Below are 17,833 nucleotides of genomic sequence, written 5' to 3' on the forward strand. Positions count from 1 at the left end.
TTACGCTGCGCGGTCAGCCAAAGCCCTCATAGGTCCGTGCCATCGCGCGGCATTGGTATGCATAGAGTCATCTGGCCGGTTGAAGGGTAGGGACGGGGTGCGGCGTACGAAGCGGAAGCGCATCGCAGCAGGCACTTCCGTCAGTGCAGCGGTTCTGGCGATTGGCCACAAGATGGATCAGTGAGGACTCTCCATGGATAACGTTTTCCAATTCCGCGACCAGCTCATCGAACGATACGGCAGCTTTTCCCGCAGTTTCGTTCGCATCGCTGCGCCTGATATCCAAGCCGAGGTCGAACATCAATATGCGCAAGGTCGCTATTGGCCTGAGCCGCTGGTGCAGATCAACCCGAATTACCAACGCCAGGGCACGGTGCAGAACCTGGCGGCACAGGGGGTCTTGCATGCTGCCTGCGCAGAGATCTTCCAGGTCGGGAAGTCTGAAGGTTCGCCAGAACCCCTGCATCTTTACAAGCACCAGATGGAAGCCTTGGCCAAAGGCCAGGAACGCCAAAGCTATGTGGTCACGACCGGAACGGGGTCGGGGAAGTCCCTGTCCTTTTTCATCCCGATCATCGACCGCATACTCAAGGCCAAGCAATCCGATGGCAAAGCACGTACCAGGGCCATTGTCATCTATCCGATGAATGCTCTGGCCAACAGCCAGTTGGAAGAACTCGACAAGTTTCTGCATGGCTATGCGCCAGAGCTTCGTCCCTTCACCGTCAAGCGCTACACCGGCCAGGAAAGCAAGGCGGAACGCAGCGCCATCGCGGATGACCCGCCCGATATCCTGCTCACTAACTTCATGATGCTGGAGTACATCCTCACGCGCTTCGACGAAGTGGATCGGCGTGTGGTGGAACACTGCGAGGGACTTGAGTTCCTGGTGCTGGATGAGTTGCATACCTATCGTGGCCGTCAAGGGGCGGACGTTGCCTTGCTAGTGCGGCGCCTGCGAGAGCGCTTGAAAGCCGAGCAACTGGTCTGCATCGGCACGTCGGCCACCATGTCCAGCACAGGTAGCCAAGCCGACCGCAACCGCGTGGTGGCCGATGTGGCTAGCAAACTTTTTGGCACCCAGATCAGCGAGCATGACGTCATCGGCGAGACCTTGGAGCGCGTCACCAACCCGCTCAAGGACGTCAACGCCATCCGCACAGAACTACCGGTGGCCATTACGCGGAAGCAGGATATCTGGGCTGACTTCGACGCCTTTCGCAATGATCCGTTGTCCATCTGGGTGGAGTTGAACCTGGGTATCGAACTACCTGCCGACGAGCCTCCCAGGCGGGCGAGACCCATGATGTTGGAAGAGGCGAGCCGCCGTCTCGCCGAAGACGCGCGTTGCTTGCCTGAAGCCGCTCGCACCGCCCTGCAGCGCTTTCTAGTGGCTGCCCATGATGTGCGCACGCCCCAAGGCAGGCCGCCTTTCGCGTTTAAGCTGCACCAGTTCATCAGCGGTCCCGGCAAGGTACTCACCACGCTGGAGGCGCGAGGTAAGCGCCATGTCACGCTCGATGCTCAGCGTTTTGCGCCGGGGCGACAGCAAGAGAATGTGCTGCTTTACCCGGCTCACTTCTGCCGCGATTGCGGCCAGGAATACCTACCTGTCTGGCACGCACAGCAACCGGTCAGCTTCAGCTCACGTGAAATCGACGATATCGCGGCAGAAGACGACGCCAGCTATGGCTTCCTGTGTCCTCTAGTGCCCGGGCAGCAATACGGCGGCCTGCTCGAAGACCTGCCGGAAACCTGGATCGACCTCAGCCGTAACGAACCCAAAATCAAGCCAACCTACAAGAATGCCGTTCCCTATATGGTCACGGTCGATGCCAAAGGGCAACCGGGCTCGGGGACGGAGTTCTGGTTCATTCCGGGAAAGTTCCGCTTCTGCCTGAACTGCGGCACGACACACGAAGCCCACGGCAAGGATGTTAACCGCCTCTCCAGCCTGTCCGGCGAAGGCCGCTCTTCGGCCACGACCATGATTGCCCTGGCGGCCTTGCAGCAATTGTTTGCAGTTTCCGAACCTGCGCCAGGGCAGGCTGACCCACGCAAGTTGCTTGGGTTTACCGACAACCGCCAGGATGCTGCTCTGCAGGCGGGACATTTCAACGACTTCATTTTTCTGCTGACGCTGCGTGCCGGCTTAATCGGCGCACTTCAAGGCTGCGGCGGCCAACTCGATGAAGAACACTTGTCCGAAAGCGTATTCAAGGCCCTCGGCTTTCAAGGTGTCGATGAAGCGACCTTGGTGGAGTATCTGCGCACCCCCAAGCTTATGGGACTGGCCCGACAAGAAGCGCAACGCACATTGCGCTTCATCATCGCTTACCGGCTACTGCGTGATCTGCGGCGTGGCTGGCGCTTCAATAATCCGAATCTGGATCAACTCGGCCTATTGCAGATTCGGTATCGAGACCTAGATGCCTTTTGCGCTGACGCCAGCATCTTTGCTGCAAACAGTACCTTGACCAAATTGACGGCAGTGCAGCGGACAGTTCTGTTCGAACTGCTGTTCGACGCCTTGCGCCGCCATCTGTGCTTGGAAAGTCGTTACCTCGACCCGGTCGAGCAGGATAAGGCACGCACCAGTGCCCACACCTACTTGAATGAGCGTTGGGCCTTCGCTCCCGACGAGAAACTCGATACCGGCCGCTATCTCATCCTCGGCAAGCGCCCGGAATACAAGGGCAGGCCGCGTACCGACTTGGTGACAGGTGGTCCACGCTCCCGTCTGCTACGGCAAATAAAGACGGCCGCCTTCTGGCGCGACAGCGCCTGCGCCAGCGAGGTCGCGCAGTGGAAAGATGTCGAGTGGGCTAAGCTGATCGAAGCGCTGCTGGAATCCGCCAAGGACTATGGTTATGTGCAGCGCCAACCTATCGACGCCCAGCTCGCAGGCTGGCGCCTGAACGCGGCTGCCCTGGACTGGTGCTTGATTGCCGAACAGCCGCAAACTGATAGCAATCGAATCAACCAGTATTTCCGCACCCTGTATCTCGGCATTGCCGACCTGCTGCGTCAGCCCTCGCATCCGCTGTTCGACTTCGAGGCCCAGGAACACACCGCCCAGGTGGATGCGCCGCGCCGGCAACTGCTGGAGCAGCGTTTTCGCTACACGGAGAAAGACAGGCAGGATTGGGCGCAGAACCCGGCCCACGAAGCGCCGTTGGAACGTCTACCGGTGATGTTCTGCTCCCCCACGATGGAGCTTGGCGTGGATATCTCTGCGCTCAACACCGTGTACCTGCGCAATGTGCCGCCGACCCCCGCCAACTATGCCCAGCGCAGCGGTCGCGCGGGCCGTTCGGGACAGCAGGCTCTGGTCATCACCTACTGTGCGGCACTCAGCCCGCATGACCAGTGGTTCTTCCGCAATGCCGAGCAAATGGTGCATGGCGTCGTGCGCGCACCAACCCTCGATCTGAGCAATCGCGATCTCATCGACAGCCATCTGCAAGCGGTCTGGCTCGCCAGCACCCAGGTGCCGCTGGACGACAGCATTGCGCCCATGCTGGATCTCGACCAACCCGGAAAACCACTGAAACAGCCCTTGCACGAAGCACTGCGGGCGCAGGCTGTCCAGCAGCGTGCCTTGGCTAGTGCCGGACGGGTCATAGACCAGCTTGAGGGCGAGCTTGAAGGCAGCGCCTGGTTCACTCCTGACTATGTGCGCCAGGTCATCGACAACGCGGTGCAAGCGTTCTCTGGGGCGCTGGAGCGCTGGCGCGTGCTGTTCGATGCCACCCGCCAACAGATGGATATGGCTGATCGCATCGTCAAGAGCCATACCGCCTCGCACACGGAACGCCAAAATGCCCAGCGCCGCTACGGCGACGCCGCACGCCAGTACGCCGTATTGCTCAAGTCCGGCAACGGCCAGAACAATGATTTCTATACCTATCGCTACTTGGCCAGCCAAGGCTTCCTGCCAGGCTACAACTTCCCGCGCCTACCGCTGATGGCCTGGATTCCCGCCCGTGGCGGCCAGCCCGTCAATGGCAAGGATGACGAAGGCAGCATGGTCAGCCGGCCGCGCTTCCTGGCCCTGTCCGAATTTGGCCCCCGCAGCCTCATTTATCACCAGGGCCGCATGTACCGAGTGGTGCGTGCCAAACTCAACGTAGGCAATACAGACCACATTTCCGGCAACAGCCAGTTGGCCACCATTGCCTCGTTGGTGTGCAGCCAATGCGGCTACGGCCATCTCGGCGAGCCGGGCGGCGAACAGCCGCTGGTCAATCGCTGCGAGAACTGCGACGCCTTGCTCACCGAGCACGATTGGGTGCGCGAGCTCTACCGCATCGAAACCGTGGAGACCCTGGCCACCGCGCGCATCTCCATCAACGACGAGGAACGCCAGCGTCAGGGGTTCGAGCTGCAAACCACCTACCGCTTTCTACCCGGCCCCGATGGCCGTATCCAGCGGCAGAAGGCCACGATCCAACAAGGTGAGGACGTGCTAGGCGAGCTCACCTACGCGCCCGCTGCGCAAATCTGGCGCATCAATCGCGGCTGGCGCAGGCGTAAAGACAAGGAGCAACTGGGCTTCTACATCAACCCCATCACGGGCACCTGGAGCAAGCAGGACGCACCGGATGCGGAAGACGACCAGGGAGGCGACGATGCTTTGCTGGAGAAGGTGCCCAACCAGCGCATCGTTCCTTTTGTGGAAGATCATCGCAATCTGCTGATCTTCGCTCCCGTACATGCCCTGTCGCTGGAGGCCATGGCCACTTTGCAGGCCGCGCTCAAGCGCGGCATCGAAATGACTTTCCAGATCGAGGAATCCGAACTGGTGGTCGAGCCACTGCCGAAGTCCGACGAGCGCCGCGCCTTGCTGTTCTACGAAGCGGCGGAAGGCGGTGCGGGTGTGCTCACTCGCCTAGCAAACAATCGCGACGACCTTGCACTCGTAGCCAGCAATGCCCTGCAACTGACTCACTATTGCAAACCGCAGAGCGGCATTTGGACGCTAGACGATTTGCCGTCGCTGGAACAGACCGATGCACTTGGCAATCATCAGTGCGAAGCCGGCTGCTATCAGTGCCTGCTGTCCTACTTCAACCAGCCGGATCACGAACACATCAACCGCCGCAATGCGGATGCGCTCAAGCTGCTGGTCGCGCTGGCCAATGCTCAGGTACAGCCTGTGGAATGCAGCGCGGCCCCCGTTGCAGCGACGATCTTGGCAGACGAGCCACTCGACGCCTGGCTGTCCGCGCTCAGCCAGGCAGGGGCCGTGCAACCTGATGCGGTCAACGTGTCCGTCAACAATGGCGTAGCCACTGCGGCGGCCCAGTACAAGGCATCTCGTGCTTTGGTGTTTCTGTCCGCTGTGGATTATCAGACCACCAGCGTGCTGCAGGACAAAGGCTGGCAGGTGCTCGACTTCTCGGACGCTTCACGCTGGCCACAACAATTCGCCGCGCACGCCGATGTGTTCGGTTTCAAGGAATAAAGGCGCATGACGATCCTCGAACACGACTTTCTACCCGGCAACCTGGTGCGCGCCCGAGGCCGCGAATGGGTGGTGCAGAGCGACTCCCGCCGCGACTGGCTGCGCCTGCGCCCATTGAGCGGCGCCGATGACGACAGCATCGCCCTGATCCCCGAGTTGGAACTGCACCCCGTCGAACCTGCCACCTTCGACTGGCCCGATCCTGCACGCGCCGGCAACCATGCCGCCGCGCTGTTGCTACGCGATGCCTTGCGCCTGACCCTGCGCGCAGGCGCCGGCCCGTTCCGCTCCTTTGGCAATATCGCGGTGGAGCCTCGCGGCTACCAACTTGTGCCGTTGCTGATGGCACTGCGCCTGTCCACTGTGCGCCTGCTGATCGCTGATGACGTTGGCATCGGCAAGACCATCGAAGCCGGCCTGATCGCACGAGAGCTCTTGGACCGTGGCGAAATCGCCCACCTGGCCATTCTCTGCCCGCCACACCTTGTCGAGCAGTGGCAAAGTGAGTTGGAAACCCGCTTCAACCTTCAGGCCGTGGCGTTGACTTCGGCTTCGGCCTCCCGCATCGAACGTGATCTTCCGCATGGAGTGCGCCTGTTCGACCATCATCCCGTGGTGGTCGTCAGCCTGGACTACATCAAGAGCGAACGCCACCGCGAACAGTTTCTCGCTACCGCCCCCGAATGCATCATCGTTGACGAGGCCCACACCTGCGCCAGCGGCGGCGCAGGCAAGCAATTGCGCTTCGAGTTGCTGCAACGCCTTGCCCATGACGGGCAGCGACACCTGATTCTGCTGACCGCCACCCCTCACTCTGGTGACGAAACCGCCTTCTACAACTTGCTGTCGCTGCTCGATCCGCGCTTTGCGGCCTTGCAAGGCCGAATGACGGCCTCCGACCCGCTGCGTCAGGAATTGGCCCGCCACTTCGTCCAGCGCCGCCGCAAGGACATCGTTGAATGGCAGGCCGAGACTCATGACGGACGAGGTTTTCCCCGCCGCATGAAAACCGAGCTTACCTATCAACTCAGCGGCGAATGGGGCGCGTTCTTTGACGCCGTGCAGGATTACTGCCGCGAACTGGCTGAAACCGTTGAGCAGCAAGAACAGCAAGGCGGCGCGCGCCTCATTTGGTACGCCACCCTGGCATTGTTGCGCTGCGTGGCATCGTCGCCCGCAGCCGCCGTCAAGGCGTTGACCACACGGCTGGAAGGCACTGTGCCGGAGGAGGCGCTTCTCGGCGATGAGCGCCTGCACGATGGCGAGGCCGATGACCTCTCCGGCAGTGATCTGGAGCCGCCTGCCCAGGTGCAGGTCGCTGCGCCGCGCCTGCAAGCCTTGATCGCCGACGCGCAACGTCTTTCCGGCAAGGCCGGTGATCCAAAGCTGGCTGCGCTCATCCGGCATATTGACCTCCTGGTGAAGGATGGCTACCACCCGGTGGTGTTCTGCCGCTACATCGCCACCGCCCATTACGTGGCCGAACACCTCAAGGACGCTTTCCCCAAAGCCACCGTCGATGCCGTCACCGGCGAACTCACCCCCGAAGAACGCCGCGAGCGCGTGGACGACCTAGAGAATGCTGAGCAACGCATCTTGGTCGCCACCGACTGCCTCTCCGAAGGCATCAACCTGCAACATTTGTTCACCGCTGTCGTCCACTACGACCTGGCTTGGAACCCCACCCGCCACGAACAGCGCGAAGGCCGCGTTGATCGTTTCGGTCAGCAGGCCGATGAAGTGCGCTGCACCATGCTCTACGGGCAAGATAACCCGGTGGATGGCTTCGTGCTCAACGTCATCCTTAAGAAGGGCGAGGCCATTCAGAAGGAGCTCGGCGTGCTCGTTCCCATGCCCGAGGATGAAGCCCGCATCAATCAGGCCTTGGTCAAGGCGGCATTGATGAAACGCAGCGACAGTCGCACCGCATCGTCGCAGGCCGTATTCGACTTTGGTGAGCCGGAGCAATTGCTCGCCCCACTGCAAGCCCAATGGCGTGACGCGCTGGAAAAGGCTAAGGCCAATCGCACTGTGTTCGCCCAGCGTCGCATCAAGCCAGACGAGGTGCTGCCCGAATGGCACAAACAACAACAGGCTCTGGGCACCCAGGCTGACGTGCAGCGTTTCCTGCAAAGCGCTTGTGTGCGGCTGGGGGCGCCGCTGGAAATCGGCCGCAAACAGATCGCACGTTTCCTGCCGCAGCACCTGCCCGAAGCCCTGCGCCAGCGCTTGGCTGATGAGGGTATCAACACACCCCAACTCATCGACTTTAGCGAACTGCATCGCAGCCATCCGTTGGTTGGCCTGCTGGCCCAGCATTTGCTGGAAGACGCACTCGGTGGCGAACGTCCGCTGGCCGCCCGTTGCGCTGCCACTCTTACCAATGACGTGGAGGTTGTCACCACCCTTTACCTTCTGCGTCTTCGCCACCAGCTCAGCTACGTGCGCCGCCGCCAACCCTTTCAGATGATGGCGGAGGAAACCGTTGCTCTGGCTGTGCAGGGCCGCAACGCTCCTCAATGGCTGGCTGACGACGGCGTGAGTCGCCTGCTCGAATGCACGCCCAGCGGTAACCTGCCGCCAGAGGCGGCGCAGCGCGAAATCCGCACCGCGCTCGACTTCCTCGCCGCGCACCCGCAGCAACTGCAAGCGGTAGCCCAACAGCGGGCCGATGCTCTGCTGGCCGACCACCAGCGCGTGCGCGAAGCCACCCGTGACGTCGGCCAGTACAGCGTCAGCCCCTGCCTGCCGGTCGATGTGATGGGCGTGTACGTACTGCTGCCTGACTCGCTATAAGCCTCGGCCTGGAGAAGAACAACCATGAAGCGCATCCGCAAGGCCCAGGCCACGCTCAACCTGCCCACCCTCAAGCTCGAAGGCGGCCTGTTCCTGCCCGATCAACTGGAAAAAGCCGCACAGGGTCGCGCCAGTGCCCAGAGCGAGGCTGACTACGGCACCCCCAAGGGCGTCAAGCTCAAGGACGAATACAGCCGCGCTTTCCAGATCGCCTGCGCCCAATGGCAGCACTTTGCCGCGCAGTTGGAGCGCGCCGACGTCGATGCTGCGCAGCTCACCACCGCCTTCGTCCACGAACTGCTGCGCGACGCCTTTGGCTACGCCGCCTTGCAAGCCACGTCAGCACAGCAAGTGGGTGAACTGCGTTACCCGGTCAGCCTCATGGCAGGCACTTTACCCGTGCTGGTGGCCCCGCACCCTGTGGGCCTGGATGAGGCCGACGCGCGATTTGCCGTGCAGGGCGGTGGCAACCGCAAGAAAGCCCCGTTCCAGGCGATGCAGGAATTGCTCAACGCCAGCGAAGCGCTGCAATGGGGCATCGTCAGCAACGGCAAGCAACTGCGTTTGCTACGCGACGCTGCCTCGCTCACCCGTCCCAGCTTTCTCGAAGTCGATCTGGCCGACCTTCTGGGCGGCCAGCGTTATGCCGAATTCGCCAACGTTTGGCGTCTACTGCATGCCAGTCGCGCATTCCGCCCCGGCCAAGGCGCTACGGCGTGCATCTGGGAACAATGGCGTAGCGAAGGCCAACAGGAAGGCACTCGCGTGCGCGATGGTCTGCGCAACGGCGTCGAGCAGGCCCTGCTGACCCTAGGTGCAGGCTTCCTGCAACACCCCGCCAACCATGCCCTGCGTGCCGCTCTGAACGACGGCACGCTCAGCAAGGATGAATATTTCCAACAACTGCTGCGCCTGATCTACCGGCTCATCTTCGTGTTCACCGTGGAAGAGCGCGGCGTGCTGCACCCGCAGGAAGATAGCGCTGAAGCACAGGTTGCCCGCCGTGCCTATGCCGAAGGCTACGCCCTGGCCCGCCTGCGCGAACTCTGCCTCAAGCGTCGCGCCCGCACCCGTCATGACGACCAGTGGCAAGCCATCCGCATCGTGTTTCGCGGCCTGGCGCAAGGCGAGCCGCGCCTGGCGCTGCCCGCGCTGGGCGGCCTGTTCGCTCCCCAGCAATGCACCGATCTGGATAACGCCAATCTGGACAACGCCCACCTGCTCACTGGCTTGCAACACCTGCGCTGGGCGGTGGTTGCGCAGGGCAGGGGCAGCAGCCTCACCCCGGTGGACTACCGCAACATGGGGCCGGAGGAACTGGGCAGCGTCTACGAAAGCCTGCTGGAACTGGTGCCCGCCATCGACCTGCCCGCACGCACCTTCGGTTTTGTCGGCCGCACCGAGGAAGGCAGCACCGCCGGCAACGCTCGCAAGCTCACCGGCAGCTACTACACCCCCGACAGCTTGGTGCAGGAGCTGATCAAGAGCGCGCTCGATCCCGTCATCGAACAGCGCCTTGCCGCCCACCCGGCCAGCCCAACCGCGGCGCTGCTGGCCATCCGCGTCATCGACCCGGCCTGCGGTAGCGGCCACTTCCTGCTGGCCGCTGCCCGCCGCCTGGCGGAAAGACTGGCCCAGTTGCGCAGCCTCGAAGGCGGACAGGAAGGCGCCATCCAGCCGCAGGACTACCGCCACGCCCTGCGCGAAGTGGTGGGCCACTGCATCTACGGCGTGGACCGCAACCCCATGGCCATCGAATTGGCGCGCATGGCCTTGTGGCTGGAGGGCTACGAGGAAGGCCGCCCGCTGGGCTTTCTCGACCATCACCTGCAAGTGGGCGACGCCCTGCTGGGCCTGACCGACCTGACCGTGCTGGAACAAGGCATCGCCAAGGATGCCTTCAAGCCTTTGAGCGGCGACGACAAGGACGTCTGCAAGGAATTGGCCAAAGCCAATGCCGCCGGCCTCAAGCAGATCGCTAAAGACCTGCAAGGCAAGCAGATGCTGCTGGGCGTGGACAACCGCAGCGGCCTGGAAGCCCTGCGTGCCATCGAAACCCTGCCCGCCGACACGCCCGAACAGGTGGCCGCCAAGGAGCAAGCCTGGCGCCACTTTCTGGAGGACTCCGCCCACCGCCCGCTGGCCTACGCCGCCGATGCGCTGGTCGGCGCCTACCTGCTGCCCAAGACGGAAGACACGGCTGAAGCCGTACCCACCAGCATCACCCTGCACGCGCTGCTGACTGCGCCCGAGCGCGCCCAGGCCGAGCACGCCGACGCCATCGCCACTGCACGCACGGCCTGCGAGCAGGCCCGCGTGTTCCACTGGCCGCTGGCCTTTCCGCAGGTGTTCGCGCAAGGCGGCTTTGACTGCGTGCTGGGCAATCCGCCGTGGGAGCGCATCAAGCTGCAAGAAGAAGAATTCTTCGCCACCCGCCACCGCGAAGTGGCGCAAGCTCGCAACAAGGCCGAACGCGCCCAGCGCATCCAGTGGCTCAGTGAAGGCATGCTGGCACGCCACTTGTACCCCGACCTGGCCCATGAGGTGCATGAGGACGAAGCCGAAAAACGCCTCTACCGTGAATTCGTTACCGCCCGCCGCACGGCGGAGGCGGCCAGCGTGTTTGCCCATGTGAAAGGCGTGGACGGCGGCCGCTACCCGCTGACCGGCGTGGGCGACGTGAACACCTACGCGCTGTTTGCCGAAACCATCCTGCAAATCCATGCCGACAGCGGCCGCGCCGGCTTCATCGTGCCGACCGGCATCGCTACCGACGACAGCACCAAGGCGTACTTCGGCCACATTACCCAGAACCGGCGGCTGGTCAGCCTGTACGACATCGAGAACCGTGAAGCGGTATTCCCCTCGGTACACCGCAGCTACAAGTTCTGCCTGCTGACTCTGGGCGCGTCGGAACGGGCGGAATTTGTCTGCTTCGCCACCCAGGTCAACCAACTGGCCGATCCGCGGCGTCGCTTCACCCTTACGCCTGACGAATTCCGCCTGATAAACCCCAACACGCTCACCTGCCCGGTCTTCCGCAGCGAACGCGATGCGGAACTTACCAAGAAGCTATACCGTACCGCCCCGGTGCTGATGGATGACAGTCGCACAGCTGGTAATCCTTGGGAAGCTCGCTTGGGTATGATGTTCCATATGTCGAATGACAGTCACTTATTTGCGACTTCTGAAGGAGCTGAGCTAATCCCTCTCTACGAAGGGAAAATGTGTGACTATTTTGACCATCGAGCCGCTTCATACGAAAGCCGTGGTGGCGAAAGAGGATATCGAGTTCTTCCGCCGACAGTCCTTGTGGATCATCAGAACCCGCACTATCAAATAGCCCCCTTCTATTGGGTTTCTGAGCTGGAAATTAGAGATCGCCTGCCTGCCGATTGGGATAGGCGCTGGTTGCCAGTGTTTAAGAAAGTCACATCTCCAACAAATGAGAGGACATTCCTGACGTCTCTTCTTCCGTTTTGTGGAGTTGGAGACTCGATGAATTTGATCCTTCCAGGAGCTGGCTTCGATAACACGAAGATTGCTGCTTTTGTGGCTAACCTGGCAGCATTGGTTCTGGACTATGTGGCGAGGCAAAAAATAGGAGGTGTTAACACCAACTATTTTCATGTCAAGCAACTTCCCATTATTGCTCCCGATCACTATGCCGAAGCCGACCTCGCCTTCATCGTCCCGCGCGTGCTGGAACTGACCTACACGGCCCACGACCTCTCAGGCTGGGCACAAGACTTAGGCTACGGCGGCAAACCGTTCCCCTACGTTCCCGACCGCCGCTCTATCCTGCGCGCCGAACTCGACGCCTACTACGCCAAACTCTACGGCCTCACCCGCGATGAACTCCGCTACATCCTCGACCCCGCCGACATCATGGGCGAGGACTACCCCAGCGAGACCTTCCGTGTGCTCAAGAACAAGGAACAGAAGGAGTTCGGCGAGTACCGTACTCAGCGGCTGATCTTGGCAGCTTGGGATGCATTGGAAACCCAACAACCGCTAGCGACTCCCTCACCAAAGCCCGCGCGTCGTACGGCACCTCTTCCAACTTATACAGAAGGCGGCACACCCGCTAGCGAGGCCGAGGATTGGCTGGCAGGGTTGGTCTGTGACGTACTCCTGCAAGCCGGACCGTGTGACGATAATCGCCTGCGACGCATTCTTGGGGCGCGATTGCCGGAAGACACGCCATATGCCGAGAGACTGCATGATTGGCTGGGGCCGGTGAATACAGGGCGTTGGACGCCCATTTGTGATTGGCTTCGTGATCTGTTGGGCGTCGCTGCAACGGCACCGCTGTCCATCCATAACCCGGAAGCGCTGGCCGACATTATTGGCGATAGTCGCACCGGATCGCTGGCTCGCTACTTGATCGAGGCTCGTCGCCGCCATGAGACCGCTCTGGCAGAAGTGATGGCAGATTCGGCATCGGACGCGCAGACAGACGAACTGCGCAAAAGGAGATAAGTGCCTATGAATGGTGTCACCCTTTCGACGCCAGACCATGCCAAGCCACGCCTCTGGGTCGAAACAATGTGGTTGCTGGACTCGCTGACATCCCAGTGCCTCATTCGCGAGATCCCCTTGCGGCGCGGGCTCAATCTGATCGTGTCGCCACCTGGAGCGGGCAGCTCCGGTCATGGCGTCGGAAAAACAGCCTTCTGCCAGTTGTTGCGCTTCGTGCTGGATGATCCGCTTTGGTCCAGCGGTTCAACCTTGCGCGACGAACTGCTGAGCAGTCGCGAGCTGAAAGAGGGGGCAGTCGCCGCCCGTGTGCATATGGGGGGCGAAGTGTGGACGGTCCTGAAGCCGTGGCTGCATCAAAAACACTATCGAGCGTCACGATTTGCTGATTGGCGTCAACTTGCAGCCAATGAAGCCGATAACGAGTTCAGCGCCTACCAGGCTGCGCTGCGCCACCATCTGGTCGAGATTTTGCCCGTTCGCGAGTTGCCAACCTCGAAGCAATCCATCGAGTGGCACCAGATTTTGGCCTGGTGTTCCCGCGACCAGAATGCGCGCTACCAAAACTATTACCAGTGGCGCGCCGATGGCGTTGGATTCAGTCCACCAGCGAGGTCGCCTGCAGCGCTCGTGCAAATCGTGCTGGGTCTGTTGAATGACGCCACAACACTGCGCGACCTGGACAGCGCCGCCAGGGAGATCGAAGATCAGAAATCGGAGCTGCAAGCACTGCGCAAGGAGCCCGCGCGCTTGTTGAAATACGTGCGCCGTCAACTGACTCGCCGCCTCGATGTCTCTGCCGCTACTCCGTTCCGGCAGGACGGCTTGCTTGAGCACTCAAACTTGATTGGAATCGCCAAGCAGCGTCATGAGGCTTATCAACAGGAGCTGTCGGCCATCGATGCTGAGCGGCGAGAACTCGCGGAACAGCGTCAGGCGTGGGTAGAAAAGCGTGCACCGCTGAAAGCTGGCATTGAGCGTCTGAACAATGAGATCAAGCAGAACGAAGCCATGCTGGCCGGTGACATGCAGCGGGTAGCCGAGCTTCAGGAAGAAGCATCGTCTTTGCAACAACAGCTACCCAGCCGCTGCGACGCAGGAAGCCGATTGCTCAGGGATTGCAGTCATGTGATGGAACGGATCGAGCAGGCGCAGATCGATCGGAAGCAGCGGATCATTCTGCATCAGCGCTCCAAAGGAGAGCTTGAAAGCGAACTGGAGCCCCAACGTCGTCGACGGGACGAGCTGGAGGCCGAGACAGCGCCCATGAATGCACAAGTTGCAGCCATCGATCGTCGGGAAGTCGAGCTTATGACGAGGCACGCACAATGCTTGTCAGCCGACCAGCTTCTCAGTGATGCCATTGAGGACTACGAACACTACGAGAGCATTGCATCTGGAAAATCACAGTCAACCGATATCGCGACAGTAGAGCGAAAGCTAGAGTTGACTCGGCACCGTCACGAGCAACTTCAAATGCGGCATGAGAAGGAGCGTGAGGCAGTGAAGGGGCGTCGCCGGGCGATCAGCGAATCTATGCAGGCTATTGCCAAGTCGTTGCCCTCTTTCCGGTGGGGCGTTTTCAACGATGAGGATAAGCACCGCAATCATCCATTTCAGATGGGGCCAATGCACTCAACAACCTTCAAGGTTCTGGAAATTCTGGCCGGGGATATCGCCTGCTTGCTCGACAGCATATCTGCGGATAGCTTCCATCCGGGATTCCTGCTGCACGACTCACCTCGCGAGGCAGAAATGAGTGAGACCATACTGTGGTCACTGCTCGGGCATGTCGCAGCGAGTGGAGGTGGTTCTTTCCAATACGTCGTCACCACATCGACTGAGCCCCCGGATGCTTTCAAGTCTTTTGAGAGGCTCAGGCTATCATCCGATAGCGAGGATGGTCTTTTGTTTCGTCGGCGGGTGGGTACAGAGCAGGCGTCTTTGACATGAATGCCGCGGTGAACCCACTACAGCGGGCGTTGGCAGAAAAAGCCGGCCACGATAGCGGCTTCGAGCACGTGCTGTCATCTGCTAGCGATACGGTGATACTGGCTTCGGCCCGTCATCGAAGTCAAGCGGTGGTAACAGCGTTGGTCGGAGGCTTCGAAGTGCGCTTTCGACCGGCAACGCCCGCACTGCTGCCGGAGTTGCAGCGTAGCTTCCAACCTTGGGCCGGGGCCGATGACGTTTTTTGTGTGCCGACTCTGCCCGATTTGGCAGCTCTCCTGCGCCGCACGGCCAGCCTGTCGCAGGCGTTGCCGAATCAGGCAGTGCGTGACTATCAAGCGGCCGTGGCGCAAGCTGTCGAGACGATATCTGCCGAAGTCAGGGGCACGGAAGTCGAACGCCTGGTGCGTCAGCGCGTGGGGCAGGCGCGTTACCGCGATGCCTTGCTGACCTACTGGGGTGGTGCCTGCGCAGTGACCGGCGTCGCTGTGACTGAAGCGCTGCGTGCCAGCCATGCCAAACCCTGGGCTGAATGTGCCGACGATGCCGAGCGGTTGGATGCCTTCAACGGCTTTCTGCTGGTGGCCAATCTCGATGCGCTGTTCGATCGCTTTTTGATCAGCTTCGACGATGCCGGGCATCTGCTGACCAGCACCCGGCTGTCCCAAAGCGATCTACCTGGGCTTGGCATTCACTCGGGAATGACGTTGCGCTGGCTGGCCAGCGAGCACCGGCATTATTTAAAGTGGCACCGCGAGCGCTTCCTGCTCGGTGCCTGATCGAAGGAAATACATGGCCAAGGCCGAAGCAAGCGTCGAAGAACTGGTATCAATGATCGAGCGGGGCGAACTGCGCTTGCCAGAGATGCAGCGCCAGTATGTGTGGCGCTCCACGCGAGTGCGCGATCTGCTGGATTCGCTGTATCGCGGCTACCCATCGGGCGCAATCCTGCTTTGGGAAACGGATGAAGCTGTGCCGCTGCAGGATTTCGCGGTCAGCCAGAGCACGAATCCTTACCAGAGCACGCGGCTTCTGCTGGATGGTCAGCAGCGTCTGACATCGCTCTCTGCCGTCATTCGCGGCGAGCCAGTATCGGTGCGTGGCCGTCGTCGGCCTATCGACTTGCTGTTCAACTTGGAGCATCCCGACCAGTTGGCGGTCGTGACCGAAGTGGAAGAGAACGGCGACGACGAGGACGATGCCGACGACGATAGCGAACTGATTGGCGATGAGACGGACTCGACCGAGGACGAACTGCTCAAGCGCTTCAACAAGATGACTTTCGTGGTGGTCACGAGGAAGCTGGAGCAGTTGCCGCATTGGGTGAAAGTGTCGGAAGTGTTCAAGACGGACAACGATGCGCCTTTCCTCAAACGTGCCGGTATCAGTGGTTTTGACGATCCGCGGTACGAGAAGTACAGCCAGCGCCTGGCCCGGCTACGTGGCATCCGCAAGTACGTTTATCGCATGGACGTGTTGGAACGCACGCTTTCCTACGATGAGGTCACGGAAATCTTCGTCCGGGTCAATTCACTGGGCGCCAAGCTGCGCAGTTCCGACTTGGCTCTGGCTCAGATCACCGCCAAGTGGCGGCACTCGCTGCAGACGTTCCAGGATTTCCAGAAGGCATGCGCCAAGACGGGCTTTGACCTTGATCTGGGTTTGCACTTGAAGAATCTGATGGCGTTTGCCACCGGTCAATCACGTTTCCAGATCGTGGGTAGCCTGAATGTGGAGAAGCTGCAGAAGGCATGGAAAGAAGCCTGCGATGGCATGGAATTCGCGCTCAACTTCCTGCGCAGTAATCTTGGCATTGATAGCCCGGCACTGTTGTCGTCGCCTTTCCTGCTGGTGGTGCTGGCGTATTTCGGGCATAGCCGCAACTATGCGCTGAGCAACGATGAGGCCCGCCAACTGCGCTACTGGGCGCTGATGGCCAATGCCAAAGGCCGCTTCTCCCGAGGCTCCAGCGAAACCATTCTGGATCAGGATTTGGCAAATATTCGTCAGGGCGGAGCGGTGGGCGAGCTGATCGACCGGCTGCGCCTGCAGTTCGGCCGTCTGGACATTACTGCAGAGGAGCTGGAAGGGCGCAACCAGCGTAGCGCGCTGTTCAAGACCATGTTCCTGGCTTTCCGCGCTGCCGGTGCGAAAGATTGGTGCAGCCAATTGACCATTGCTCTGGATCATTCGGGCGCCCAGCATCGCTTGCAGTTCCATCACATTTTTCCCAAAGCCGTATTGAAGACCAGCTTCACTGCCCGCGAGGCGGATGACATCGCCAATCTGGCATTCATCGGCGGTAAGACGAATCGCGCGATCAGCGACAAGGCCCCGGCGGTTTACCTGCCCCCGCTGGTGGACCAGCTTGGCGAGCTAGCGTTCGCAGCACAGTGCATCCCGGTTGAGGCATCGCTGCTGGAAGTGGAAAGCTACAAGGCTTTCTTGCTTGAGCGACGCAAGAGGATTGCAATGGCGCTGAATACGTTTGTTGGGCCTGCAGAGTGAGCGGGTGGGAGGCTGTGTGTGTATGGCAAGTGTCTCATACCGCCTGACCTAGGGATGCTCTGATCAACTCCGTAGGTAGCGCCCGCCGCTGGCCGGAGGCCTGGGAGAAAGTGACGGCACGCGTTGAGGATGCATGCAACTGGCATTCGGCGACGGCAAGAGATCCTTCCTGGAAGTCCGCTTCTGACGGAAACGGAAGTTGATGCAACGAATGGCGTTGACCTTGCCAAATGTGAGCGCAGTCATGCCGGCCTAACCTCGTGGCACGCCCACTCAACCAACCCCCGGCAAGCCAGAAACAACCCATCCACTACCCCTTCATCCAAATGCCGCTCCGGATCCGCTGCCACGCGGCAGCGGTCTGCAGCGTGCAGCAGTTCCAGGACCGTGAGTGCCCCGACCATCGCACGCTCGCTCCTGGCGAGGCTCACGCGGCGGCCGGGTGACACATCGGTTTCTGGCCAAGGATGCCCATCCGCCCCCTCGCAGCCGCGCATGCGCTTGAGGATGCCGAGCAGGGAGTTCAGGTCGGGCAGGGGAGTGTCGTCGTTGATGGGCTCAACAACGGTGTAGGAGAAGGTGTCGGATTCGTTCATGGCGTCGGCTTCCGTGGCTGTGCTTAACAGCGCCACC

7 protein-coding genes are annotated in these 17,833 nt (G+C 61.0%); 6 read left to right on the forward strand and 1 reads right to left on the reverse strand.

Features of this window, described 5'->3' with window-relative positions:
* The first annotated feature begins 193 nt into the window (after window positions 1-193).
* From ACMGRF_RS06655 to ACMGRF_RS06680, 6 genes are read left to right on the forward strand one after another with little or no spacing between them, the layout of a single operon-like run.
* Window positions 194-5,467 carry a DEAD/DEAH box helicase gene (locus ACMGRF_RS06655; protein WP_414485722.1) on the forward strand — a complete coding sequence of 1,758 codons (5,274 nt, stop codon included), beginning with the start codon at window positions 194-196 and terminating at the stop codon, window positions 5,465-5,467.
* Between the two features lie 6 nt (window positions 5,468-5,473).
* The gene (locus tag ACMGRF_RS06660) at window positions 5,474-8,263 is read left to right on the forward strand and encodes a helicase-related protein (RefSeq protein WP_414485723.1); all 2,790 of its coding nucleotides are present in this window, start codon (window positions 5,474-5,476) and stop codon (window positions 8,261-8,263) included.
* A gap of 24 nt (window positions 8,264-8,287) precedes the next feature.
* The gene (locus tag ACMGRF_RS06665; protein ID WP_414485724.1) at window positions 8,288-12,745 is read left to right on the forward strand and encodes an Eco57I restriction-modification methylase domain-containing protein; all 4,458 of its coding nucleotides are present in this window, start codon (window positions 8,288-8,290) and stop codon (window positions 12,743-12,745) included.
* 6 nt (window positions 12,746-12,751) lie between these two features.
* On the forward strand, window positions 12,752-14,695 hold the full coding sequence (locus ACMGRF_RS06670; RefSeq protein ID WP_414485725.1) for a hypothetical protein: 1,944 nt from the start codon (window positions 12,752-12,754) through the stop codon (window positions 14,693-14,695).
* Complete coding sequence (locus tag ACMGRF_RS06675; RefSeq protein ID WP_414485726.1) at window positions 14,692-15,471, forward strand: HNH endonuclease; 780 nt, start codon at window positions 14,692-14,694, stop codon at window positions 15,469-15,471. The genes ACMGRF_RS06670 and ACMGRF_RS06675 overlap by 4 nt, the downstream gene beginning before the upstream one ends.
* A gap of 13 nt (window positions 15,472-15,484) precedes the next feature.
* Window positions 15,485-17,200 carry a DUF262 domain-containing protein gene (locus tag ACMGRF_RS06680; protein ID WP_414485727.1) on the forward strand — a complete coding sequence of 572 codons (1,716 nt, stop codon included), beginning with the start codon at window positions 15,485-15,487 and terminating at the stop codon, window positions 17,198-17,200.
* A 242-nt stretch (window positions 17,201-17,442) separates the two neighbouring features.
* On the opposite strand, the gene ACMGRF_RS06685 is transcribed toward ACMGRF_RS06680, so the two are convergent.
* Entirely contained in the window at window positions 17,443-17,796 is a 354-nt protein-coding gene (locus ACMGRF_RS06685; RefSeq protein WP_414485729.1) for a hypothetical protein, read from the reverse strand.
* Window positions 17,797-17,833 lie beyond the last annotated feature (37 nt).

It is taken from the genome of Stenotrophomonas sp. EMP41 (assembly GCF_047495535.1).
GTDB lineage: Bacteria > Pseudomonadota > Gammaproteobacteria > Xanthomonadales > Xanthomonadaceae > Stenotrophomonas > Stenotrophomonas sepilia.

What these genes read in the sequence shown, in the direction of transcription:
- ACMGRF_RS06655 (WP_414485722.1), top strand. Translation starts at nt 194, where the DNA reads ATGGATAACGTTTTCCAATTCCGCGACCAGCTCATCGAACGATACGGC.
- ACMGRF_RS06660 (WP_414485723.1), top strand. Translation starts at nt 5,474, where the DNA reads ATGACGATCCTCGAACACGACTTTCTACCCGGCAACCTGGTGCGCGCC.
- ACMGRF_RS06665 (WP_414485724.1), top strand. Translation starts at nt 8,288, where the DNA reads ATGAAGCGCATCCGCAAGGCCCAGGCCACGCTCAACCTGCCCACCCTC.
- ACMGRF_RS06670 (WP_414485725.1), top strand. Translation starts at nt 12,752, where the DNA reads ATGAATGGTGTCACCCTTTCGACGCCAGACCATGCCAAGCCACGCCTC.
- ACMGRF_RS06675 (WP_414485726.1), top strand. Translation starts at nt 14,692, where the DNA reads ATGAATGCCGCGGTGAACCCACTACAGCGGGCGTTGGCAGAAAAAGCC.
- ACMGRF_RS06680 (WP_414485727.1), top strand. Translation starts at nt 15,485, where the DNA reads ATGGCCAAGGCCGAAGCAAGCGTCGAAGAACTGGTATCAATGATCGAG.
- ACMGRF_RS06685 (WP_414485729.1), bottom strand. Translation starts at nt 17,796, where the DNA reads ATGAACGAATCCGACACCTTCTCCTACACCGTTGTTGAGCCCATCAAC.